20 protein-coding genes are annotated in these 20,160 nt (G+C 63.7%); 7 read left to right on the top strand and 13 right to left on the bottom strand.

Features of this window, described 5'->3' with window-relative positions; genetic code table 11:
- Positions 1 to 3: 3 nt before the first annotated feature.
- The 3 genes from A8G00_RS02060 to A8G00_RS02050 all read right to left on the bottom strand — a co-directional run bounded on the left by A8G00_RS02060 (position 4) and on the right by A8G00_RS02050 (position 2,690).
- Positions 4 to 846 (bottom strand): SDR family NAD(P)-dependent oxidoreductase, encoded by an 843-nt coding sequence (locus tag A8G00_RS02060; protein WP_066563091.1) that lies wholly within the window; start codon positions 844 to 846, stop codon positions 4 to 6.
- An 81-nt stretch (positions 847 to 927) separates the two neighbouring features.
- A complete protein-coding gene (locus A8G00_RS02055; RefSeq protein ID WP_102999822.1) occupies positions 928 to 2,301 on the bottom strand; it encodes a phosphotransferase in 1,374 nt (457 codons plus the stop codon).
- Positions 2,298 to 2,690 carry a nuclear transport factor 2 family protein gene (locus A8G00_RS02050; RefSeq protein WP_066563095.1) on the bottom strand — a complete coding sequence of 131 codons (393 nt, stop codon included), beginning with the start codon at positions 2,688 to 2,690 and terminating at the stop codon, positions 2,298 to 2,300. Before A8G00_RS02050 ends, A8G00_RS02055 begins: the two co-directional genes overlap by 4 nt.
- 170 nt (positions 2,691 to 2,860) lie before the next feature.
- Here A8G00_RS02050 and A8G00_RS02045 point away from each other — a divergent pair, with 170 nt between their 5' ends.
- From A8G00_RS02045 to A8G00_RS02035, 3 genes are read left to right on the top strand one after another with little or no spacing between them, the layout of a single operon-like run.
- Positions 2,861 to 3,562, top strand: coding sequence for a hypothetical protein (locus A8G00_RS02045; RefSeq protein WP_066563097.1), 702 nt, complete (start codon positions 2,861 to 2,863; stop codon positions 3,560 to 3,562).
- The gene (locus A8G00_RS02040) at positions 3,562 to 4,143 is read left to right on the top strand and encodes a cytochrome c oxidase subunit 3 (protein ID WP_066563099.1); all 582 of its coding nucleotides are present in this window, start codon (positions 3,562 to 3,564) and stop codon (positions 4,141 to 4,143) included. Before A8G00_RS02045 ends, A8G00_RS02040 begins: the two co-directional genes overlap by 1 nt.
- Before the next feature lie 12 nt (positions 4,144 to 4,155).
- A complete protein-coding gene (locus A8G00_RS02035) occupies positions 4,156 to 4,413 on the top strand; it encodes a cytochrome C oxidase subunit IV family protein (protein ID WP_066563102.1) in 258 nt (85 codons plus the stop codon).
- Positions 4,414 to 4,418: 5 nt separating this feature from the next.
- Here the strand turns inward: A8G00_RS02035 and A8G00_RS02030 are convergent, their stop codons facing one another.
- The 5 genes from A8G00_RS02030 to A8G00_RS02010 form a co-directional block, all read right to left on the bottom strand.
- Positions 4,419 to 4,856, bottom strand: coding sequence for a nuclear transport factor 2 family protein (locus A8G00_RS02030; RefSeq protein WP_066563926.1), 438 nt, complete (start codon positions 4,854 to 4,856; stop codon positions 4,419 to 4,421).
- A 44-nt stretch (positions 4,857 to 4,900) separates the two neighbouring features.
- Positions 4,901 to 5,707 (bottom strand): SDR family NAD(P)-dependent oxidoreductase, encoded by an 807-nt coding sequence (locus A8G00_RS02025; protein WP_066563107.1) that lies wholly within the window; start codon positions 5,705 to 5,707, stop codon positions 4,901 to 4,903.
- A gap of 71 nt (positions 5,708 to 5,778) precedes the next feature.
- Positions 5,779 to 6,831 carry a hypothetical protein gene (locus A8G00_RS02020; protein ID WP_066563109.1) on the bottom strand — a complete coding sequence of 351 codons (1,053 nt, stop codon included), beginning with the start codon at positions 6,829 to 6,831 and terminating at the stop codon, positions 5,779 to 5,781.
- Complete coding sequence (locus tag A8G00_RS02015; protein ID WP_066563111.1) at positions 6,824 to 7,846, bottom strand: LLM class flavin-dependent oxidoreductase; 1,023 nt, start codon at positions 7,844 to 7,846, stop codon at positions 6,824 to 6,826. Before A8G00_RS02015 ends, A8G00_RS02020 begins: the two co-directional genes overlap by 8 nt.
- A gap of 11 nt (positions 7,847 to 7,857) precedes the next feature.
- Positions 7,858 to 8,232, bottom strand: coding sequence for a limonene-1,2-epoxide hydrolase family protein (locus A8G00_RS02010; RefSeq protein ID WP_237230098.1), 375 nt, complete (start codon positions 8,230 to 8,232; stop codon positions 7,858 to 7,860).
- A gap of 218 nt (positions 8,233 to 8,450) precedes the next feature.
- On the opposite strand from A8G00_RS02010, the gene A8G00_RS02005 reads away from it, so the two are divergent.
- Genes A8G00_RS02005 through A8G00_RS01995 form a run of 3 tightly spaced genes read left to right on the top strand, consistent with a single transcriptional unit; the run spans position 8,451 to position 12,332 of the window.
- Positions 8,451 to 9,827 (top strand): hypothetical protein, encoded by a 1,377-nt coding sequence (locus A8G00_RS02005; protein WP_066563113.1) that lies wholly within the window; start codon positions 8,451 to 8,453, stop codon positions 9,825 to 9,827.
- 16 nt (positions 9,828 to 9,843) lie between these two features.
- Entirely contained in the window at positions 9,844 to 11,256 is a 1,413-nt protein-coding gene (locus A8G00_RS02000) for an acyl-CoA reductase (protein WP_066563115.1), read from the top strand.
- An 8-nt stretch (positions 11,257 to 11,264) separates the two neighbouring features.
- A complete protein-coding gene (locus tag A8G00_RS01995; RefSeq protein WP_066563928.1) occupies positions 11,265 to 12,332 on the top strand; it encodes an aldo/keto reductase in 1,068 nt (355 codons plus the stop codon).
- Here A8G00_RS01995 and A8G00_RS01990 read toward each other — a convergent pair whose 3' ends face one another.
- Genes A8G00_RS01990 through A8G00_RS01980 form a run of 3 tightly spaced genes read right to left on the bottom strand, consistent with a single transcriptional unit; the run spans position 12,333 to position 16,941 of the window.
- Entirely contained in the window at positions 12,333 to 14,045 is a 1,713-nt protein-coding gene (locus A8G00_RS01990) for an amidohydrolase family protein (protein ID WP_102999820.1), read from the bottom strand.
- 14 nt (positions 14,046 to 14,059) lie between these two features.
- The gene (locus A8G00_RS01985; protein WP_066563120.1) at positions 14,060 to 15,517 is read right to left on the bottom strand and encodes an acyl-CoA reductase; all 1,458 of its coding nucleotides are present in this window, start codon (positions 15,515 to 15,517) and stop codon (positions 14,060 to 14,062) included.
- Positions 15,518 to 15,525: 8 nt separating this feature from the next.
- The gene (locus A8G00_RS01980; protein WP_066563121.1) at positions 15,526 to 16,941 is read right to left on the bottom strand and encodes a hypothetical protein; all 1,416 of its coding nucleotides are present in this window, start codon (positions 16,939 to 16,941) and stop codon (positions 15,526 to 15,528) included.
- A 256-nt stretch (positions 16,942 to 17,197) separates the two neighbouring features.
- Between A8G00_RS01980 and A8G00_RS24950 the strand changes: the two genes are divergently transcribed.
- Positions 17,198 to 17,599: a nuclear transport factor 2 family protein gene (locus tag A8G00_RS24950; protein ID WP_066563122.1), complete on the top strand. Its 402-nt coding sequence runs from the start codon at positions 17,198 to 17,200 to the stop codon at positions 17,597 to 17,599.
- A gap of 14 nt (positions 17,600 to 17,613) precedes the next feature.
- On the opposite strand, the gene A8G00_RS01970 is transcribed toward A8G00_RS24950, so the two are convergent.
- The gene (locus A8G00_RS01970; RefSeq protein WP_066563124.1) at positions 17,614 to 18,501 is read right to left on the bottom strand and encodes an AraC family transcriptional regulator; all 888 of its coding nucleotides are present in this window, start codon (positions 18,499 to 18,501) and stop codon (positions 17,614 to 17,616) included.
- 84 nt (positions 18,502 to 18,585) lie between these two features.
- Complete coding sequence (locus A8G00_RS01965) at positions 18,586 to 19,947, bottom strand: MFS transporter (protein ID WP_253257882.1); 1,362 nt, start codon at positions 19,945 to 19,947, stop codon at positions 18,586 to 18,588.
- Positions 19,948 to 20,160: the final 213 nt, after the last annotated feature.

The following is a 20,160-nucleotide window of genomic DNA, read 5'->3' as shown; positions in this document are numbered from 1 at the left end:
CTCTCAACCTTGCCGGACGGACGGCATGAAAGGCGTCGGCGCGCCCATCGTCGCCCGATAGGATAGGGGCTGCTTCCCGTCCGTATCCCGGATGCCGTAGCGCTCCCCCAGTTCCGCGCCGATCAGCGCCTGGCCCGACAGGGAGGCAAGGTCCGGGTCTTGCGCGAGCCGGTCGAGGACAAGGCCGGAAAATTCCGGCGTTTCCCAATGGGGCATGGCGGCGCGCAGGTCTTCGGGCATCATTTCGGGCGGCATGGCCTTCACCGCATCGGTGAGAATGAAGCCCGGCCAGAAGGAGACGGCGGAAACGCCATGCGGCGCAAGATCGACCGCCATGTCGGCCGTCATCTTGTCCGTCCCCGCCTTTGCCGCGCCATAGGCCGGCCCGTGAAAATAGGACACCGCGCCATAGAAGGAAATGCTGGCGATCAGGCCCTTGCCGGCCGCCACCATCATCGGCGCGGCATGATAGGCCGCGACATAGCTGGAGCGCAGGCCGATGGTGATCATGTCCGCCAGCCTGAGCGGCTTTTCCCAGAAACCGCCCGGCGCGACCAGTTCGGGTCCGTAAACCGCGGCGGCATTGTTGACGAGCAGGTCCAGCCTGCCATCCGTCCACTCGGCCAGTTGCGCGAACGCCCTTTCCACGGCGCGATCGTCATGGTGATCGCATGCCAGCGCGATGCCCTTGCCGCCCGCCCTTTCAATCTCCTTCACGACCTCGGCAAGCTGCGCCCGGTCGCGCCCGGTGACCGCCACCACATGGCCCCGCGAGGCCAGGCCCCGCGCCATGCCGCGCCCCAGCCCGCGCGTCGCGCCCGTCACCAGCACTATCTTTTCGCTCATATCCTGCTCCTGTCCTCAATATTGGCATCGCCATGAAGGACAGGGGCGTGACCTGTCCGACGGCAAGGGCGCGACCGCCCTTCAGTCCAGACGCGTCATCGGCAGGACGACATGGCGCGCCGCTTCGCCCAGCACAGTCGGCCCAAACAGTTGCAGCCGCCGCCCCTCGATCGTCGCGAGCAGGGCGATGAGCGCGGCGTCCTCCTCCGGTCCCGCTTCGATGATATGGGCCTCCAGCGCCTCGGCGGCGTCAGCCCAGCGGTCGAAGCGGCGACCAAGAAGCGCGGACACATCCGCAATATTGCGCGCGACCATGTCCGCCCCGTGATCGTCGGCGCGCTGCACCCATTCGATCAGTTCGGCAACCTGCGCCTTATGCGATTCGGCCGCCTCCCCCGTCACCGGAAGCGCCCCGAGCGTATCGGCCAGCTTGGCCAGCAGCGGCGCATTGTCACCCGTGCGCTGTTCCAGCGGCGGCAGTCCGGGCAGCGCATCGCCGGTCAGCTGCGACAGCGCCAGCAGGATGGAGCGGCGCAGCGCAAGATCAAACATGAGATAGACCGAATGCGGATCGCCGGGACATGGCTTGCCGACAGTCCCGGTGAACTGCATCGTGCCGAGCAGGGAGAATTGCAGGACGTGGAAAACCACCGCGTCATGATCGACCGGCTCACCCGTCGCTTCCTCATAATAGCGCACCAGTTCCGGCAGCGGTGCGCCCAACGGCTCATAGCTGTTGCGCATCCCCATGGTGGCGATGTCGACCAGCGGATCGCCGATCATCGAAAATTCGAAATCGTAGAGCTTGGTCATCGCGCCCTGATCGACCAGATATTGGCCCGAATCGAACTGGATGAAGCTGGCGCGCTGGCGGTGCCGCGGCACATTACGGCGAAGCCAGCCGATGACGAATTCCAGCAACGGCTCGGGCCGGCTCTTGGTTCGCCGGTAATGCGGCATATAGGCGTCCAGTCCGACCAGCGCGATCGCCTCGGCGCCCTCAGGCCGATGCACGCCGGCGGCCATAAAGGGTTCGACCGGCAACCGGTGCATCGCGGCAACCGCCCGCATATAGACGCGGCCGATGGCGCTTTTCGTGGCGGCATCGAGCGCCGAAAAATCTCGCGTCCCTTCGATCGCCTCCATCACGATACATGGCGGATCGGCAAGATACCCGTAAATCTCCGGCACCGGCAGTCCTTGGCTGTGAAGCAGGGCGATGACGTCGGCCTCGCGCTTGAGGTCGGGAAAGATGGACACGTCGCCGCCCCGGTCGCCGCGCAGGTGCAGGCGGCAGACCGTCCCCTCCCTTTCGACGTCGACGAACCAGGAGGGGCGCCAGCGGACGAGGCGCTCAAGCCCGACAACCTTGCCGCCGGTCAGTTGCTCGACAAAGGCGGTGATCCGGCCGACCGCCGCATCGTCATAATTGTTGAGCGGAGCGGCATGCGTCACTGCCCGCCCTCCCCCGCCGAAAAGGCCTCGGCCACGGCGCGGGTGTCCATATATTCCTTGCCGGAAATGATCTGCCCGTCCCGGATGATCAGCAGATTATGATATTCGTTGCGATAGACCCGGTCCGGAAAGACCATCTCGCCCCTGACTTCCACCGCCACCCGGTCCCCTTCGGCGGTTATCCCGACCACCTCGGCCGTTCGCTTCTGCGCACTCAGCAGTCCGCCTTTCACGCTGGCGATGAAGTCGGCCCGGCTCATGTCGCCATGGCCCAATATCCACCACTGGCAATCGGGATGCTGAAGGGCCTCGATCGTCTCGACGTCGCCCTCCTCCACGGCCCGCATGTAGCGGCGGGCCACCGCCTTGTTCGCCTCAATGTCGCTCATCACCCTCTCCGCTGCTCCTCTGTCGCCGCCTTTGCCGGTGGCCGTGGCAAGAATATTACCCTTGTGCAGGCGGGATCGCCGACAGGAACCCTATCCATGGGCGGGTGGCCTGGACGCGTTCGCTTCACAATCTTCCGCCTGCACAACAAAACAGGGCAGAGGGAGGCCGCATGACGACCAAGAGCATGACGATGAAGCTATGCACCTATATGGGCGCCATTGCCGGTACGATGATGTTCGTCGGCATATGGCCGGTCGCGCACATGTTCCCGCCGCTGGCCCCATCCATGCCCGCTGCGGAAGTGGCTGCTTATTATCGCAGCCACCAGATCGGCATATTGGCAGGCGCTATCCTGATCGCCTCTTCCTCCGTGCTGTTCTTCCCCTTTCTGGCAGCGGTCGCCACCTTCATGAAGAAGATCGAAGGGCCGGTTTCGCCTTTGACCTGGGCCTTTGTGATGGTCGTGGCCTTTGGCTTCGTCACTTTATTCTTCGCCGGGCTGATCTTCACGGCGGCCGCCTATCGGACCGACCGGCCGGACGCCGTTATCGGTGCGTTGAGTGATATCGCCTTCCTGCTGTTCGTCATGCCGGCCGTGCCCGCCTTCGTGCAGAATCTGCTGACCGGTTTCGTCATTCTGGGCGACCGCCGCGCGCAGCCCATCCTGCCGCGTTGGCTTGGTTATATGAACCTGTGGACCGGCGTGCTGCTGCTGCCCGGATTGGCGATCGGCCTGTTCAAGACCGGACCCTTTGCCTGGAACGGCGCCCTGGCTTTCTGGATGCCCGCCGTCGTGTTCGGCATCTGGTTCAACCTGATGATCTTCGCCATGCTCGGCGCGATCAAGCGCGACGCGCTGGGCGGCGAATAATGGCTGCTTCGCAAGCCGCCGCTTCGCCTCCGCGCGGCCATGTGCCGGGAGAGGAAGGCGTATGGGTGTTCATTGGCGGCGATCTTGTCGTCTTTGCCGTCTTCTTCATCACCTATGCGCTCGCTCGGCAGCAGGAACTGGCGCTGTTCGAAAGTTCGCAGGCGCTGCTCGACCGGAGCCTTGGCCTTCTCAACACGCTTTTGCTGCTGACCAGCAGTCTCCTTGTCGCACAGGCCGTCGCGGCGGTACGCTGTGACGACGACAAGGCGCGACCGCTGCTGCTGGGCGCGGTCCTGCTCGGCAGCGGCTTCGTCATCGTCAAGGCGTTCGAATATTCAGCGAAGATCGCCCAGGGCTTCACGCTCAACAGCAACAGTTTTTCGATCTATTATTATATGTTTACCGGCATCCATCTGGTGCATGTGCTGATCGGCTTGGGCGTGCTGTGCTTTACCCTGTCGCGCTTCGACCGGACCGGCCGGATGCAGGGTGGTGCCGCCCTGATCGAGGGGAGCGGCGCCTTCTGGCATCTGGTGGACCTGCTCTGGATCATCCTCTTCGCCCTGCTCTATCTGCTTTAGGGAATCCGTTTCATGGCCATGATCTGGCGTAGCCGCATCACACTGGTCTGGGCGATGCTGATCGCCGCGACCTTTCTGTCGTTCGAGACGATGGCATTGGGCAATGCGTTCCTGCTTCGCTCCGTCATCCTCGTCATCGCCTTCACGAAGGTTCTGCTAGTCGGGCGCGAGTTTATGGAGTTGCGGCACGCGCCGCGCTGGCTGCTCTGGGGATTTCAGAGCTGGGCGATCCTGACCTGTGCAGTCCTGATCGCCCTGTTCCGCGCCTGACGCAATCAGGCAGGCACTTCCGTACCGCCTGCCGCGGCTTCGTCTATGCCCATCTTGCGCGTAAGGTCCGCCATATCGAGATATTCGCGCCAGCGTGAAATCAGCCCGGCCCCGTCAAACTCATAGATGGCGACCATCTGATGCGGACAGGGCCGTCCCATGATGATGGCAGTGTCGGACCGTTCCTGCATCACCATCCGGTCGTTGGAGAGGATGTTCACCTCATTGCATTTATTGTTGGTGGCGAAGGCCATTTGCCGCTCAATCTCTGCGCGCAACGCCGTCTTGCCCTTCACGACGGGACCGCCGGGAACCCAGAGCTGCCATTCGGCATCCTCCGCCATCATCGACAGAATTTTCTCTACATTGGGCCTGCTGGCATCGCTGCCGTCGCCCCAGGCATCGCAAAATTCCCGTACCTTCTGTTCCAGTTCGACGCCCATCATCCTCTCCTCTTCTGTTTTCCTCAAATCTGGGATTGCTGCATTCACCCTCGGGAAAGCGCCCGCGTCACGCTGATGAACGGCACGGTGCAGCTCTGACCGCCATCGACCGGATACAGCATGCCGTTGACGTAGCGGGACTCGTCGGACGCAAGGAAAAGCGCCATGGCGGCAATGTCTTCCGGCTCGCCGATAAAGGGGGTGTTGAGCACCTCCAGAAACAGCCGATCCATTTCCGGCGTGGACCATTGCAGCTTGGCGGGCGTCTGCGTCGGACCGGGAAGGATCGCATTGCTGCGGATGCCCTGTTTGCCATAGGTGGCGGCGATCGCCTGCACGAACCAGTTGAGCGCGGCTTTTGACGATCCATAGCTGTAGGCGGTGATATCCCCACCCATGGAACTGCCGGACGAGGTGGAGATGATCGACCCCACCCCGCGCTCCAGCATGTGCGGAATGACGAGCTTGCTCGCCAGAACCGCTCCCAATACGTTGACCCGCACATTGGCAAGGAAGATGTCGGGGTCGAAAGCCAGGAAATCCATGTCACGCATGGCGTGGTCCTGATTGACATAAAGGGCATTGTTGAAGAGCACGTCGATGCGGCCAAAATCGGCGACGGTCTGGCCGATCATATGTTCCAGATCGGCCTGTTCGCCGACGTCAACGGTCATCGCGCGCGCCGATCCTCCGGCGTCGACAATGGCCTGCGCGGTCGCCTCGGACGCTTCGGCGCGAATGTCCGCGACGATCACCGTCGCGCCTTCCCGCGCGAACATCAACGCGCTGGCTCGTCCGATGCCGCTCCCGCTTCCGGTGATGATGCAAATCTTTTCTGCAAGGCGGGCCATGCTGCTTCCTCTCCCTTTTGGTTCATTGCCGATGCCGCGGACCGGGCACCCCGCTCAGCGGAGATCGCGCTTCAAGCCGGCTTCCTGATGGACAGGATCAGGATGAAGGCACGGCTGCGCTGCGGATCTGCCTCAACGCGGGCGGCCACACGCTGCACCAGACTGGCCAGCAGCGCGTCCCGATCGCGGGACGCAGCGACGCGTGCAAGGAAGTTGGGGCCGTTGGCCGCACCCATCATGGCCGCCCACTGCCGCCCCAGTTCGGCCGCATTGCCGGTCTGTTGATAGCCCTCCCAATAGGGATCGGGGGACGGGATCGCGGCGAGATGCTCCAGCACCAGATCGGGCACCAGCCCGGCATCGAAAGGCGCCCTCACCTGATCGGGCGAACGCCCCGCCGAAGGCGCTGTCATCTTCAGCGTTTCGTCGGCGCTGAGCAGTCCTTCGCCTTCCATGTCTACGATCGATTGCCAGAAATTCCCGGCCATCCATTCAAATCCGTGGCTGTCGGGGCCTCGACCCATGAACTGGCAGATCAGGCGCCCCCCCGGCCGCAACTCAATGACGCGCGCTTTCAGGAAGCGAAGCCAGTCCTCCGCCAGCACCGCATCGACGGCGGCACGCGCCTGCGCGGACCGGCTGAAGATCGCCCAGCCATGATCCGCGACGTCGACCGGATTACGGCTCATCCAGTGCAGCGCATTGGAGGACCAACCCAGATCCACGCTGCCGGGTGGCAAAATCGCATCGAAATAGGATCGGCCTATGGCGGAAGGAAAGACGCCCTGCCGGCCGTTAAGATAGCTGGCCGGGTCCTGATCCAGCAAGCCGAACAGCGACGTGAAATCGTTGGAGGGCAGGTCCGTATGCACGACCTGAACCGGCCGCCGCGCATCATTCGCACGAACCAGATCGATGGCCGTCGCCATCGGCGCCATCGAATTGCGCCCTTGCGATGCGCCATAGTCGACTATGGTGACAGGACCGACGGAGGCATCGCCAATGGCTCGCGCCGCATCCTCCAGCAGGGGGAGCGCGGATTGCAGATTGGCCTGTTGCAGGCCCGAATGCCGGTTGTAAAGCCCACCCCCCGCCATGGCCGCGACAGCGGTGGAATCAGCCATAAAATGTCTCCGCTATACGCTGCGTGTAGATCGCGCTTTTTTCGGGCGACAGGCCATAATGCGGGATCAACGGCGTAATCGCGTCGGCCAGCGCCGCGCGCCGCGCAACCCGGGCCCGCACTTCATCGGCCGTTCCGACCACGGCGATGCTTTCCACCATGGCGTCGGTGCAGGCAGCCGCCATGCCCGCCATGTCCCCCTGCGCGAAGGCGGCCTGAATCGCCGATGCCTCCCGGCCGAAACCGATTTCCTCGAAATAGCGCAGATATTGGGGCGACTGGCTGTAATAAGCCACAGTCCCCCGGCAATCCTCGATCGCCTCTCGCCTGTCGTCAGAAATCGCCGTGAATATCGAAATGTTGAGCGAGAAGTCCTTGCGCGCCCGGCCGGCCCGATCCAGCCCCGCCTTCATATGAGCGGCCACTTCCCGCTCAATCCAGCCATCGTTCCACAGGGGATGCCCAAGCAGCCCGTCGGCAATTTCCGCCGCCTGCGCGCAGGCCTTCTGGAACACCGCCGGCAGCACGATGGGAATGTCGCCGCGCACCGGCTTGTGCAGCAAGCGGAAGTGCGAAAGGTCGAGACGGTGATAGTCTCCCGCCAGTTCGGTCAGCTCGCCTGTATGCCCGCGGGCCACGACAGCGCGGATCATGCCCACGATCTCGCGCATATGGGCGAGCGGCTTGCCATAGGCGCTGCCGAATGATCCCTCGATCTGGCTCTGCGCGCTCGACCCCAGTCCCAGCACCATCCGGCCGTTGCTGATGAGGTCCAGGTCGATGGCGCTGCACGCGGTTTCCAGCGGACTGCGCACGAACGCCAGCGCGATGCCGGTCCCCAGCTTGATACGCTGCGTGGCGGGCGCGACGGCGGCCAGCGTCGTGAAGGGCGCGCCGAACATTTGCGGCGCCCAGACCCCTTCCACCCCCGCCGCTTCATAACTCTGTGCCAGCGCCGCCAGATTGGCCCCCGGCATCGGGACGATCTGCGCCCAGACAGCCTTGCGATCGGTCATAGCATCCCCCTTCAAAAGCCGCTTGTGTCGAAATAGTCGCGCCAGGCGACGATATGGGGGCCGTCCATTTCCAGGGCGCCCATCAGCCGCAGCGACAGCATTTCCTGCCCGTCTGGCCCATAGAAAATATCGCTGCGCTCCGTCAGGACGACATGGCCCGCGGCCGCCGCATGATGGACCACGACCGCGCAGCGTTCGAACGGAATCCGGCCAAGAAAGCCGTCGATGAACTGCCTCGCCTGATCGACCCCGACGATCGTCGCCACGCCGACATTTTCCCAGCGTGTATCCGCCGTAAACCGGCGCTCCATGGCGGACAGCATGTCTTCGCGCGAGCCGCTGCTTTCCCGAAAAAACGCCAATACTTCGTCCAGTGGACCGGGCATGTCACCCCCTGCTCCTGTGTTGCGCCGGCATCATGGCCCGGGGTGCCCGCCTTCTGCCCTGCCGAAAGATAGCAGCCTTGTTTTGGCAGGGGATCGGCACGCCATCGGGCGGAAAGGTCATGCTGAGAATAGTATGTCCTCCCCATAACAGTGAATCGAGCGGCTAAATATCGGGCATCGCCTATACTTCCCGGCAAAGCTGAGAGGAGTTTTCACTGATGAGCGCCGTTGACGAATTGATCGCCCTTGCCCGGTCGCCCGATCCGTTCCGGAACGCCCCGGACAATCTGGCCGAACTGCAACTGGAAGCGGCGCGCGAACGCTTTGCGGAGCGGCGCCAGCAGATCCGGGTGCTCGACAAGCGGGCGAAAGAAGCCGGTATCGACAGCATCGACAGCCTGGCCGACCTCGTCCCGCTCCTGTTCGCCCACACCAATTATAAAAGCTATCCGGAGGCGTTCGTCGACAATGGCCAGTGGAAGCATATGAACATGTGGCTCGGCACGCTGAGCAGCTATCCGACGGACAATATCGAGGTTGCGGATGTGCGCGACATTGACGAATGGCTGGACCGCGCCAAGGCGGCGGGCCACCATGTCTTCGCGTCGAGCGGGACCTCGGGCAAATCCTCCTTCCTCAACCAGTCGACGCAGGACCGCGACCTGTCGCTCGCCGCCTGTCTGGCGGCGGCCGACCTGTCGACACCGGCCTATGTGCCCGATCACGGCCGCTCGGTCTTCACCATGATGCCGCCGCGCGGCACCCACAAGATGATTGAATTCTGCAATGTCCATTTCCCGCGCTGGGCCGCGCCCGGCGAATTTCATCGCCTGAGCGACTATCCGATGCGCGCCTTTGATGCCATGCGCCCCGCGCAGCTGCGCCGCCTGCTGGCTGCCGGCAAAGTCGGTCCCGGCGAGATCGCCGTCTATGAGGCGGAGGTCGAGGCCCGCCAGCAGACGCGGGCAGGCGAGTTCGACGCATGGATGGACCTGCTTGTCAGCCGCCGGGATCGCCCGCTCTATATCGGCGTCATGTATGGTGTCGCCTGGCAGATCGTGCAGGCCCTGCGCGCGCGCGGGATCAAGGATGGCGATTTCCATCCCGACACGCTGATGAGCTTTGGCGGCGGCACCAAGGGGGCGGCTGTCCCGGCCGACTATAGGGAACAGATTATGAGCTTTTTCGGCGTCACGCCGGACCGCATCACCAGTTCCTATGCCATGGTCGAAATGAGCGGCTTCTGCGCCAAGATCCAGCCGACCGAATCCTATGCGGTGCCGCCATGGATCATCCCCCTCATCCTCGACAAGCCGGGCGAAAAGCTGCTGGGCACGACGAAGGATGTTGGCCGGATCGAAGGCCGAATGGCGTTTTTCGATATATTGGCGGACGGCCGCTGGGGCGGCATCATCTCTGGCGACAAGGTGCAGGTGGAGTTCGGCTCCGGCCTGGAGGGCGTGAAGACGCCGGTCGTTCACGCGATCGCCCGTTACGCCGATCTGGAAGAAGGTGAGGACAAGCTCAGCTGCGCCGGATCGATCGATTCCTATGTGCGCGGATCGATTACCGCACCCCAGCCGGTCGCGGCCTGAACGACAGGAGGCAGACATGCTGCATGAAATCATCGCCGATAATGACCGGCTGCTCGTTCCCCATGTGATCAAGGGCGTGGTCCAGCTCGACGCCGCCGTCGAGCACCGGTCGCGGGCCAGCGGCACGACGGTCATGACCCCTTCGATCGATCTGGACTCGCTGATCTGGCCGCGAAGCCAGCCCGGTCCCGCCTTCGACACGCCGCTTGCGGAGATCGTGGATTTTCTCGTCGAAGTCGGCAAGGCGCTCGATTTCGACCGGAACATCTATCTCCAGGAGGCTGCGGCCTATAATCTGCGCTGCAACACTCTTGGCGCGCGCATCCTGGAGAATTGCTACCGCGATATCGCCTGGTTCTTCACCCGCGAGGCGGTCGAGGCGGAAGCCGAACAGTCGCTGGGATCGCTCGACGTGCTGGATGGGTGGGCGCGGCGCGACATTCAGGGCACGGCCTTCGACATCCGCGCCTTCCCGCCCCGCATGGTGCATGTTCTGGCCGGCAACGCCCCGATCGTGCCGCCGGTCACGATTGTCCGAGGAGCGATCAGCAAGGGCGTCCATCTGCTGAAAATGCCGTCCAACGACATGTTCACGGCGACCGCCCTGCTGCGGACGATGGCGGATGTCGGCCCCAACCATCCGGTGACGCGCTCCTTCTCCGCCGCTTACTGGCGCGGCGGCGATGCCAGCATCGAAAACCACATCCTGCGCTCGCAATATTTCGACAAGCTCGCCGTCTGGGGTGGCGAGGCGGCGGTACGCCATGCCATGCAATATGCCGCGCCGGGCTTCGAGATCATGTCCTTCGATCCCAAGGTCTCGATTTCGCTGATCGGCCGCGAAGCCTTTGACGACGTCCCCCTCGCGACCATTGCCGAACGGAGCGCGGCCGACATCATCGCCTTCAATCAGGATGCGTGCAGCTGCGCCCGCTTCCAGTTCATCGAAGGATCGGACGAACAGGTCGATCGCTATTGCGAAGCGCTGGTGGAGGCGATGGGCAAGGATATCCGCTATGGCGCCGGCCCCGACGGCCCGCTGCCGCCCGCCATGCTGATCGACGAACTGGACATGCTGGGCAATCTGGAACCGGTCTACCGCCTGTTCGGACGTCCCGACGGCCGGGGCATAGTCATCCGCTCCAGCGAACCTGTGTCGTTCAATCCCGGCGGCAAGCTCGTCAATGTCGTCGCGGTCGACCGGCTTGCCGATGCGATCCAGCATGTCACCGTCGCGACCCAGTCGGTCGGCGTCTATCCCCCCTCCCGCATTGCCGAGGTGCGCGATGGGCTTTCCTCGGCGGGCACCCAGCGCATCGTCGGTCTCGGCAATATCAACACCGGAAAATTCGGCGGCCTGCCGCACGATGGGGGATGGCCGGTGCACAAGATGATGCACTGGGTCGTCACCGAAGCAGCGAAAGATTGAAAACGACCATGACACAGACAAACATTCAGACGCTGTCGCTCGACAGCTATCGCCTGCTCGGCCGCTCGGGCCTGCGGGTTTCCCCGCTGGCGCTCGGGACCATGACCTTTGGCGAGGAATGGGGCGCGGACGAGCAGGAATCCCGCCGGATTTTCGACAGCTATGTCGACCAGGGCGGCAATTTCATCGACACGGCGGGCTATTATGCCGACGGCGTGTCGGAAACGCTGACCGGCAAGTTCGCGGAAGCCAAGCGCGAACGGCTGGTCCTGTCGACCAAATATTCGCTGACCCGATCGGTCGGCGATCCCAATGCTGCCGGCAACAGCCGCCGGAACATGATGCAGACGGTCGAAACCAGCCTCAAGCGCCTGCGCACGGACCGGATCGATCTGCTCTTCCTGCACGCCTGGGACGATACGACGCCTGCGGATGAGATCATGCGCGCGTTCGACGACCTCGTGACGCAGGGCAAGATCCTGTATCTGGGCCTGTCGGATACACCTGCCTGGCAGATGGCCCGGCTGCAAACCGTGGCGGAATTGCGGGGATGGTCCCAGTTGGCGGCCTTGCAGGTCGAATATAATCTGGTCGAGCGCACGGCCGAACGCGAACTCATCCCCGCCGCCAAGGCGCTGGGTATCGGCGTCATGCCCTGGTCGCCGCTGGCGAGCGGCATGCTGTCGGGCAAATATGCGACCGGCGGCAGCGCCCATGCCGGCGAATCTGGCGGTCGCGGTGCCCTGCTCGAAGCGGCAGGCCGTGTCGACGCGCGCGTGGTCGCCATCGCCGATGCGGTGAAGGGCATCGCCGACGAGATGGGCGTCACCTCGGCGCAGGTGGCGATCGCCTGGACCCTTACCAATCCGGCGGTCGTCTCGCCGCTAGTGGGCGCGCGGACGATGCGGCAATATGCGGATAATGTCGCCGCGCTTGGCGTCACGCTGGAGGCAAGCCAACTGGAACGTCTGGATGCGTTGAGCCGCACGCCGCTCGGCTTTCCGCATGATTTCCTCGCCTCGCCCTTTATCCGCCATGGACTGACGGGCGGCACGACCATCCAGCCGCGCGCCTGATCAGGCGGCGCGGATCAGCCTTCCGGGACGCGCGCCAGTGTCGGCGCCGTCCCGCCGGGTGATCACGCCGCTGACCATCGTGGCGCGATAACCGGTCGCCTGCTGCGCCAGACGGCGCCCACCGCCGGGCAGGTCATGGACGACATGAGGGGCATGCAGCCTGAGCGCGCCATGATCGATCAGGTTGATGTCGGCCTTCATCCCCGGTTTCAGCCGCCCCCTGTCCCGCAGCCCCAGGAAATCGGCGTTGTCCGCGCTCAGCGCCTTGACTGCCGCAGGGATCGTCAGTTGCTCGCCGACCCGATCGCGGGTCCAGTAGGACAGCATCGTCGTCGGATAGCTGGCATCGCAGATGATGCCATAATGCGCGCCGCCGTCGCCCAGTCCCACGATGCTGTAGGGATCGCGCATCATTGCAAGCGCAGGGTCCAGCGACTTTTCCGCATAGTTGGAAAAGGGCATCAGGATCAGCGCATGGCCCTCCTGCTCCAGCATCAGATCATAGACCAGTTCGACAGGACCGACGCCGCGCTTTGCGGCCAGCGCGGCGATGCTCCGGTCCGGTGAAGGTTCATAGTCCGGCTCGGCTCCGAGCGGATAGATATTGTCCCATGTGCGTAGCAAGCGATGCAGCGGCGTCGGCGTCTCATCCGGCTCCTCCGCGATCAGTCGCGCGCGGAAGGCGGGATCGCGCATGATGGCGACCTTTTCAGCCAGCGGTCGGTCCGCAATCGCACGATAGCTTGCACAATGGCTGAACGCGTTGGCCGACGTCGACAGGCCGCACATCGCGCCCATCGGCCGGGGAAAAACCTGCGCCAGCACCGGCGCCGCGCTGGTGCGATTATGCTCGGCCAGCGCATCCATGGTGCGCCGCCAGCCCTGCGGATCGGTCGACCATTGGGCGAGCGAATAGGTCAGCGGACGCCCCGAGGCGCTGGTCATGCGCTTCATCAGGTCGAGATCGCTGGCCCAGTCGGCGGTATCGAGATTCGGGATCATCTGAAGCACGCCGCGCCCCGCATCACCCACCGATCGGGCGATCGCCACCAGTTCATCGCTTTCCGCCTGAAAGGACGGGATGAAAGCGCCATCGCCGCGCCGATGCACCAGCGAACGCGATGTCGCGAAACCAAGCGCGCCGGCCGCCATCCCCTCCGCCACGAGCTGCGCCATTCGCGCGACATCCGCCGCGGTCGCCGGCTCGCGGTCCAACCCGCGCTGGCCCATCACATAGACCCGCAGGGGCGAATGCGGAATATAGGCTCCCACATCCGCGTCCCAGGCACGCGCTTCGAGCGATCGCAGATAATCCGGGAAGCTCTCCCAGTTCCAGGGCAGACCCTTCGCCATCACCGCTTCGGGAATGTCCTCCACGCCCTCCATGACATTGACCAGCGCCTCGCGGTCCTCCGGCCGGCACGGCGCGAAACCGACGCCGCAATTGCCGATGACGACGGTGGTGACGCCATGTTCGGCGGAAGGCACCAGACTGTCCGACCAGGTGACCTGCCCGTCATAATGGGTATGAACATCGACGAAGCCGGGCGTGACGAGGAGGCCACGGGCATCGATCTCCTCGCGGCCTTGACCGACATCAGCACCGATCGCCGCGATACGGCCGTCGGCAATGGCGATGTCCGCCTCGAACGGATCACCGCCTTGCCCGTCGACCACCGTTCCGCCCCGGATCACCAGATCAGCGTCCACCATGTCCTTGGCTCCCCTCAGCCTGCCAGCGCGGCCAGCATCTCGCCGGATGCCTGTTCTTCGGTCACCCATTTCAGCATGCGGCGTACTGGCTCGATCGCATCCTGCCTTTCCATATTATGCTGCATCGTCGCGGCCCCGCCCAGCGACACGATCCGCTGCGCGCCCTGAAAGGCGAGACGGTCGCGCAGCTCATCCTTGAGGCTTTCGGGAAAGATGCCGATCGTCTGGGTATAGGCGTTGACCGCGCTGACGGCCGTTTCCCTGCTGTCGATGGGCACGATATTGCCCACCCGGCAGGCGAGCGTGCGGGAAAAGTCGACCGGATAATCCTCCTGGCTGACGATCACCGCGCCCTCGTTGGTCCGACCGCCGAAGATGCGATAATCCTCGTCATTGAGGCGGATGCCGTCGATCTCGGCCTTGAGCGCGCCGTCGAACGCCTTGTGCGGCGTGCTCAGGTGATCGGGCAGACGCTGGAGTGCATCGAAGGTCATCTGCCCCAGCCGATTGGCGCGCTCCAGCCCGGCTTCGTCCGTGCCGCATTCGACATAGATGACGCGCGCGGACACGCAGCCTTCCTGATTCTGGGCGCCGATGTCGAGCGCCAGACGGCGTGCCACCTGACCCAGCGTCGCTTCATCGGCGAAGGCTTCGCGACCGATGATCGTTCCCGACAGCTTGGGGTCCTGGGTGATGAGGTCGATGCCCGGTTGCAGATAGCGGGTGATGTGCTTGACCGAATCGAACCCGCCCCAGGCGACGATCTTTTCGACCCCGCGCGGATCGTAAATCGCGGATTCCACCTGATCGTCGCCGCCCTTCCAATAGGCGACGGAGACATGTTTCGACAGCGGATGGTCGGGGTCCATCTCGACCATGGTTCGCACCAGCGCGGCGGCCGTCAGCGGATCGTTGGACGGCAGCTTGATGATCGCGTCGGACCGGGTCAGCGCATTGCGGATCACCGTCAGGATCGACACGATCGGCGCATTGCCGGCAATGACATGCACGGTCCGCGCGCCGAAAGCGCGCGTGCGGGCGGTCAGGCCCGGAAATCTGCCAGCCCCCTGATCCACCCAGCCTTCCAGATAGTCGACGCCGCAGGAGCGCTCCATCATCCGCCGCATTTCGGTGCGATCGAAGGCGGCGCCGATATGCTGGAAATGGACGCGCAATATGCTCTCCGACAGGCCGGAGGTCAGACAGGACAGACGAAACGCTTCCTGCAAATGCCGGTTCTGCCCGAAATCCAGCCGCTCCCCCAGGGCGACGAGGAAATCCAGTATCTCGTCGAAGCTCAGCGAATAAAGGTCGGCCATGGCCGAGGGCGTCCGCAGGGGCAGGCGCGCGACATGCTTGGCGATGTCGGGCGCCGAGAAGCTGACGCCGCCCCGGCGGCCGCCATAGTCGACTTCAGCATCATCGATGATCTGGCCTCGGATGATGAGGGGAACGCGGAATTGATCAGTCATGGCTCTACTCACATCGACAGTTCGGCAAGAAATTCGAGGGCGCGATCATGCGCTTCGGGGGCGCCGGCGCAGACGATGCGGTCATCGCCGCCTTCCTTCTCGCTGTAGCGGCGTACCGGCGGAATGACGTGCGGCCCGGTGCGGCCACAGGCGCAGGGCTTTTCCCAGCCCGCCAGCGTGATCTCATCCCCCGTCACCAGCCCGGCCCAATAGGTGTTGGGCATCAGGTCGAACGAGGCGAAGCGGCCGGTCAGGCCGTCCTTGCGCGGCAAGGGCTTGCCGGTCGCCGGATCGAGCAGGAACGGAATCTGGATCGGCGGGATGTGATAATGGCCATGCTCGCACATCATCGACAGACCCATCTGTTCGGACGTGGCGTACATTTCATAGATGGTATCGAAACCCAGAAACTCGAGTACGCGCTCGCGCCAGTCGTCGGGCAGTTCCTTGCCCTTCTTGCCGCCGCCGGTCAGCAGCACGCTGCCCTTGCCGAAGACGTTCTTGAGGCCACGCTTCAGCCCCTCCTCCGCCCAATCGTAGAGGATCGCCCACATCGCCGTCACATAGACGTCGCGCCCGCCGAAGCGCCGCTGCGCCTCGCTGAAGAAATGCTTGAGGTCGTCGGGCCGGCGGCGCTCCAGTTCCAGCAGGGCCTCCCGCCGTTCCAGCAGGACCGGCGGAATGTCGATCATGCCGGCCTCACCCCGTGCCTCCGCCGCACGCAGGCGGCCGCCCAGCGAGGCGATGTCCGCGCTGAAGCGGGCGTCGGGGTAGAGGAACAGGGTGTTTTCCTCGCCCTTGGCATAAAGATCGACCTGGATGCCGTTACCGCGCTGCATCGCGGCGGCGCCATAGCGATAGCCCGGAATGATGATCGGCATCCCGTCCTTCAATATGTCCGGGCCGCGACCCGGCCACCAGTCGCGGATAATGACCGCCGAATGGACGATGGTTTCGCGCCACTGTTTCTTGGTGCGGGGGACAAAGCTCAGCTTGCCGGTCGTGCCCGACGTATGCTGGATAGTAAGATCGGTTTCCGCGTCGAGCAGGTCGATCCAGTCGTCGATCGTCTCGATCCCGCTGGCATCGACATGGGAAATGTCGCTGGTCGTCAGGCCCGCGAGCCATTTGGTCAGCTTGTCGAAGCGGCTGCGCTCCAGATAGCTGATCGGATAGGATTTGTAGACGGTGTGCGGAAACAGCAGCGGCGCCAGATCGTTGATCGTCTCGATCGTCTCGATGCCCTGCTCGCGCGCCAGCTTGTCCAGCACCGACAGGCCAGGACGAAGTTCGGCAAAGCGTTTGCGCGCGCCTTCCAGATGCAGCCTGTCGATCTCGTCGCGGCTGAGCGTGAAGGCCTGCGCATAGGGCGCGTCGTGGAAACTGGTGGGATCGGCGATCAGTCGATCGAGATAGCTGGTCATGGAGAGAATCCGCCTTTCTGTCGGAGACGGATTGTGGCGGCGACAGCGCGATCCCCGCAATGCCGATGCCTACAGCCGGAACGCCCAAACATCGTCAGGCGGACATGAAGCGCATGGGTTCGGGCCGGCACGGCCGCCGCGGCATTGCACTGCCATCGCGGCCGCAGCATGGTGCAGGGGACGTGGACGCTCGGCTCCGGCGAAAGGCGGGGCCTGCGGCCAATGCCATCTCTATGCAGACAAGGAGGATGAACCGATGGGACTGAGCGTAAAGGACCGGCTGAACATTTACGATCTGTTCGCGCGCTATTGCCAATATGTGGATAGCGGCAGGGCGGCCGAATGGGTGAACCTCTTCGCGGAGGATGGCTGCTTCGAGATTGTCGGCCAGATGACCCTCCGGGGTGCGGGACAACTGGGCGGAATGCCGGCGATGCTCGCGGAAAGGAGCGGCGGCAAATGGCGTCACCAGATCACCGACATCATGATCGACGCAGGCCCATCCGATGACGCCGCCCATGTCGGCGCCTCCGGCCTCGTGACGGACTGGAACGATGGCGGCCGGGTCATCATGTTCGCCAATTATCAGGGCGCACTGGGCAGAGGCGACGGACGCTGGAGGATCGCCAGATTGACCGCAACCATGTTGACGGGCTGAACGGCGAAAGCAGCCTATCGACCGGCGCCGCGTTCTTCCCGAAATTCGCGCGGCGTCATGCCGGTGGCCTTGCGGAAAGCGGCGGAAAAGGCTGCGGCGCTCTGGAAGCCGCAATTGCCGGCAATCACCTTGATCAGCACACCGTCCCGCGCAAGCTGTTGCTGCGCATGGGCGATCCTGCGGCCAGCGATATAGTCGGACAGGGTAGTGCCGGTGGTCGCTTTGAACGTCCGGATCAGGTGCCGGGGGCTGGTGCGAATTTCCGCCGCCAGATCCGCGACCGACAGATCGCCTGACAGTTCGGCTTCGATCCTGTCCTTGATCCGGCGCAACCGCCAGCCCGGCATTTGTCCATGGCCGCTACGGTCGTCCTCCGGAGCCTGCCGGAAATGCCGGCACAGTTCGACGACCAGCAACAAAGCCATGCTCTCCAGCACTATATTCTGTCCGAAACTGGGGTTGCGCAACTCTTCCAGCAGGCGCGCAAGCCCCTGACGCACCCGACCGATCTGCACATCGTGGCAGGGCGTCAGATCAGCCAGACTGTCATCCTCGAACAGCTGCATCGCCCGTTCATTTTCAAATGTCAGGCACAGCAGGCTGTGTTCGCCCGGTTCGCTCAACGCCGAAAATGCGCCGCCCTTGGGCAGGAAAACAATATCGCCCGGCGGGTCGGCGAGCCGGCGGTCGGCGCTGAAAAAGCGCGAATTGGTACAGCGCGGGCCGATGGAAAAGTCCAGATAATAGGAATCGGGCTGGTAAACCGCGCGGCTGCTCTGGGTCCAGCCGAAGTGCCGGATATCCGCAAAAATTCCGTTGGCGTGAACCTGTCGTTCGACATGGAAATGCGATGCCGTACGCGGCGCGCACAGGGGCAGATCAGTGCCGATTGCGTTCTGCATCCTCAACCTCCTTGCCATCAGTCGAGTCTGTTCCCGACCTGGAAGGGCCGGGCTATTATTTGCCAATTGGCCGCGGATGGCAAGTCAGGGTTGATCATGATCGTTCACATCGGCGATCATCCATCGGCTCGCCAGCGCGAACAGGCCGGCGGCAAGGATGAAGAAGCAGGATCCGAAGCTGAGCGACAAGCGCAATCCCTGCGCGCTGGCGGCCTCACAGGCCTCGACCGGCCGCTTCACGCAGTCGGCGAGGCTGAGGCCCGCGGACACCCGTGCGGCTTCCCCCAATATGTCGCTGACAAGGCCGATCAGCGGCGGCCCCAGACCATAGCCCAACAGCGAACTTGTGGCGATGATGATGGCCGACGCCATGGCCCGCATATGCGGGGGCGCGACGTCCTGCCCGTGCGCATACATGGCGGGCATGTAGAAATGCTGCCCCATCGAGGCGAACACCATCAGCGCGACGGCAAGACCGACCGTCGGCAGCTGAAAGGCGACGGCATAGAGCGACCCGCACCAGAGCAAGCCGACGGACGGCAGCCACGCCTTGATCCGTGGATAGCGCCGCCCTCCGAAATCCATCAACGGTCCGCCGATAAGCGTGAAGACAATGCCCACGCCCCCGATCACCAGCCCCATCAGCAGCGACGCGGTTGCCAGGGACAGGCCATGTCCGCGCATGAGGAAGGACACCATATATTGCTGGTTGGCATAGCTGCCGATCCCGGCAATGCCGCCCGCGACCGCCACGAGGGCAAAGCTGCGCCGGACGAGCAACTGGCGGACCGTATCGATGAAAGACGCCGAGTGAGAGGGCCCGGGCTGGCTCCGCTGGGGTTCCGGCACAGTGGCACGGAACAGCAGAGCGAGGACTATGCCGGCCATTCCGCAGAGGAGGAAGGCCGTGCGCCAGCCAAAGGCAGCGATAAGGGCACCCCCTGCCACTGCGGCGACAATGGCTCCGACCGGGCCGGCCACCCCGAAAATGGCAATGACAGTCGTCCGGCGCCGTGCGGGAAATGCATCGGAAATCAGAGAATGGGACGCTGGTGTGCATCCCGCTTCCCCGATGCTGACCGCTGCTCTCCCGACAAGCATCTGGAGGAAATTGGCCGCTATCCCGCAAAAGGCCGTCATGACGCTCCACAGCATCAGCGAAAAGGCAATGATTCCGACCCGTCGGCCACGGTCGGCCGCCCGCGCGATCGGGAAGCTGAAAAGCGTATAGAGTATGGCGAAAGCCGGTCCGCCGATCAGGCCCAGTTGAAAATCGCTGAGGTGAAGGTCGACCTTGATCATTTCCTGCGCGACCGAAAACAGCAGGCGATCAATATAATTGAGACAATTCAGGAGAAACAGCGCGACAATTGTCCACGACAATACCGATCGCCTGCTCGCCGGAAACGACATTTCATAGGGCGTCGCCCGCTGCGTAGCATCCATGGATGAAGGATTGTGCATCACTCGTCCAAATCCGTTATAACGACCTTCCTGAGGACTATGTCAATGCCGCGTCGCATTCCCTCGTCACGGCTATCGCCGGCAAGACAAATATCGCGTAATGGACATATTCGTCCGGAAAATGCCTACTGCCCGGATCTTCCGCAAGGTTGCAGAAAAGCCATCGGCGAAATATCGAAATTCTCCGAGTATCGC

The organism is Sphingobium sp. SA916, from assembly GCF_002894065.1.
Classification (GTDB): Bacteria; Pseudomonadota; Alphaproteobacteria; order Sphingomonadales; family Sphingomonadaceae; genus Sphingobium; species Sphingobium fuliginis.
Note: the sequence above shows the minus strand (reverse complement) of the source record. Positions and strands in the feature narration are given on the sequence as shown.

Bases quoted from the DNA above. Each gene is read 5' to 3' on its own strand.
- A8G00_RS01985 (WP_066563120.1), bottom strand. From the start codon at position 15,517: ATGACTGATCAATTCCGCGTTCCCCTCATCATCCGAGGCCAGATCATC.
- A8G00_RS02035 (WP_066563102.1), top strand. From the start codon at position 4,156: ATGGCCATGATCTGGCGTAGCCGCATCACACTGGTCTGGGCGATGCTG.
- A8G00_RS02040 (WP_066563099.1), top strand. From the start codon at position 3,562: ATGGCTGCTTCGCAAGCCGCCGCTTCGCCTCCGCGCGGCCATGTGCCG.
- A8G00_RS02060 (WP_066563091.1), bottom strand. From the start codon at position 846: ATGAGCGAAAAGATAGTGCTGGTGACGGGCGCGACGCGCGGGCTGGGG.
- A8G00_RS02000 (WP_066563115.1), top strand. From the start codon at position 9,844: ATGCTGCATGAAATCATCGCCGATAATGACCGGCTGCTCGTTCCCCAT.
- A8G00_RS02025 (WP_066563107.1), bottom strand. From the start codon at position 5,707: ATGGCCCGCCTTGCAGAAAAGATTTGCATCATCACCGGAAGCGGGAGC.
- A8G00_RS01980 (WP_066563121.1), bottom strand. From the start codon at position 16,941: ATGACCAGCTATCTCGATCGACTGATCGCCGATCCCACCAGTTTCCAC.
- A8G00_RS02050 (WP_066563095.1), bottom strand. From the start codon at position 2,690: ATGAGCGACATTGAGGCGAACAAGGCGGTGGCCCGCCGCTACATGCGG.
- A8G00_RS02010 (WP_237230098.1), bottom strand. From the start codon at position 8,232: ATGCCCGGTCCACTGGACGAAGTATTGGCGTTTTTTCGGGAAAGCAGC.
- A8G00_RS02015 (WP_066563111.1), bottom strand. From the start codon at position 7,846: ATGACCGATCGCAAGGCTGTCTGGGCGCAGATCGTCCCGATGCCGGGG.
- A8G00_RS01990 (WP_102999820.1), bottom strand. From the start codon at position 14,045: ATGGTGGACGCTGATCTGGTGATCCGGGGCGGAACGGTGGTCGACGGG.
- A8G00_RS24950 (WP_066563122.1), top strand. From the start codon at position 17,198: ATGGGACTGAGCGTAAAGGACCGGCTGAACATTTACGATCTGTTCGCG.
- A8G00_RS02030 (WP_066563926.1), bottom strand. From the start codon at position 4,856: ATGGGCGTCGAACTGGAACAGAAGGTACGGGAATTTTGCGATGCCTGG.
- A8G00_RS02005 (WP_066563113.1), top strand. From the start codon at position 8,451: ATGAGCGCCGTTGACGAATTGATCGCCCTTGCCCGGTCGCCCGATCCG.
- A8G00_RS02045 (WP_066563097.1), top strand. From the start codon at position 2,861: ATGACGACCAAGAGCATGACGATGAAGCTATGCACCTATATGGGCGCC.
- A8G00_RS01995 (WP_066563928.1), top strand. From the start codon at position 11,265: ATGACACAGACAAACATTCAGACGCTGTCGCTCGACAGCTATCGCCTG.
- A8G00_RS01970 (WP_066563124.1), bottom strand. From the start codon at position 18,501: ATGCAGAACGCAATCGGCACTGATCTGCCCCTGTGCGCGCCGCGTACG.
- A8G00_RS02020 (WP_066563109.1), bottom strand. From the start codon at position 6,831: ATGGCTGATTCCACCGCTGTCGCGGCCATGGCGGGGGGTGGGCTTTAC.
- A8G00_RS01965 (WP_253257882.1), bottom strand. From the start codon at position 19,947: ATGGATGCTACGCAGCGGGCGACGCCCTATGAAATGTCGTTTCCGGCG.